We start from the raw sequence: 1,650 nt of genomic DNA on the forward strand, positions 1-1,650 counted from the left end.
TTGTTAACGAATCGATCCCAATGATTATGTTTATCAAAAAATATGCGTCTTAGAATATTATCCATACTAAAAAAATACCACAGAACAGCGTTCTATGGCACAATTTTTATACTTTCTTATCTTTCAAGAAAAGCTGAATCTTAGGAATGCACCCTAAAATTCAGCTTCTTATATTACCTTCGACTATTTAATTATCTGGATCGTAGTCAACACCTTCAGTATAAGTGTTTCCAGCATCCCATAATAAATACTCGTATATGCCATTATCATAAAGAGCATCTATTTGATCCTGTACTTGTTTTGGTCCGTAAGTAAATACTTGGCCTGCTGGATACAACCATCCAGCTGTGAAATCTTGAATCCAAGGTCGTGAAACTGGCCCGTCTTCAAGCTGGGAAAGAATCTCATTTTCTTTCTTTGCATATTCATCGACCAATCGGTAAGGCTCTTTATCAGGAAATGGGATGTCAAAGTATCCTGATCCCCAATGACTTGGATAAATCATTGAAGAAATAACATCAACATTGTCTGAAATCTTTAAGAAGTTCTGGCCAATACCTGGTGCTTCTTCTATAGTCGCTGAGTATCCAAAAATATCAACAGACACATCAACACCAAATGGTTCTAATTCTTCTTTAGCATAAGCAACAAATTCAGTAACTGCTTTCACACGCTCTTTAACATTATCTAGACTAGCATTATCATAATCCCCACGAGAATAATCTAAGATCTCATCACGTTTTTCAAAACCTTCTGGGAATCGTACGTAATCAAACTGAATTTCTTGGAACCCTAATTTCGCAGCTTCTTTTGCAATTTCCACATTATATTCCCACACATCTTTAATGAAAGGATTAACAAACGCTTCTCCTCTGCCATTAGTCCATACCTGACCATTCTCTTTGAAGGACCACTCCGGTTTCTCATGAGCTAAATGTGTATCTTTAAAAACCACAACACGTGCTATCGGATAAATTTGTTCTTCTTCTAATCGTTCTAAAACAGATTTAGGATCGCTAATGTAATTTTGAGAAGCACCGTGGAAAGGTGAATCCTCTGGAAGTTTGTAAGTAATATACCCATTATCTTCCTTAATATCTATTACCATAGCGTTTAATTCAGTTTGGTTAACATATTCTATTAGGTTTTCAAACCTAAAATTGCCTGCTGAATGCCCTGTTAAGTATATGCCTCTAACAGCATCAGGATATTCAAAATTTAACCCTGAATTATATGTATAACGAGGTAAAGGATCAGGTAATTCTTTTACCGTTAAATTCGTTTGAAATTCTCCATGCAACGTAACTGTTTTTACCGCCTCATCTATTTGTTCTTCATCTGCCAACACTGAACTAGCCATCCCCACACATAACCATAACGACACTAATAAAATAATACTTCTCCTCAAGTCTAATTCCCCCAGTTGTTTCTCTTTAAATACATTATATTATATTTTCAAAAAAATAGAGTACTTAGAACAAATTTGTATAAAAATATTTTTTTCCAGTTTTGGTTATCGATGAGTAAGTGTAAAATAGTTCTCGAGGTTAAATTACCAAAAATTAACTAGTAAAAAAAGAGAAGGCACTCTATCATATATGTATGCTTCGACGGCAAATACATATAGAAAGAGGCCTTCTCATGAAACAA

At 34.7% G+C, this 1,650-nt stretch carries 1 protein-coding gene; it reads right to left on the reverse strand.

Translation table 11 applies throughout. The features are described 5' to 3' along the window. Positions 1-187: 187 nt before the first annotated feature. Positions 188-1,360, reverse strand: a complete 1,173-nt coding sequence (locus ACTWQB_RS17225) for a putative glycoside hydrolase (RefSeq protein WP_443140389.1) — start codon at positions 1,358-1,360, stop codon at positions 188-190. Positions 1,361-1,650 lie beyond the last annotated feature (290 nt).

Origin of the sequence: Piscibacillus sp. B03, from assembly GCF_052246295.1 — a bacterium.
Lineage (GTDB): Bacteria > Bacillota > Bacilli > Bacillales > Alkalibacillaceae > Piscibacillus.

Bases quoted from the DNA above. Each gene is read 5' to 3' on its own strand.
- ACTWQB_RS17225 (WP_443140389.1), bottom strand. From the start codon at position 1,360: ATGGCTAGTTCAGTGTTGGCAGATGAAGAACAAATAGATGAGGCGGTA.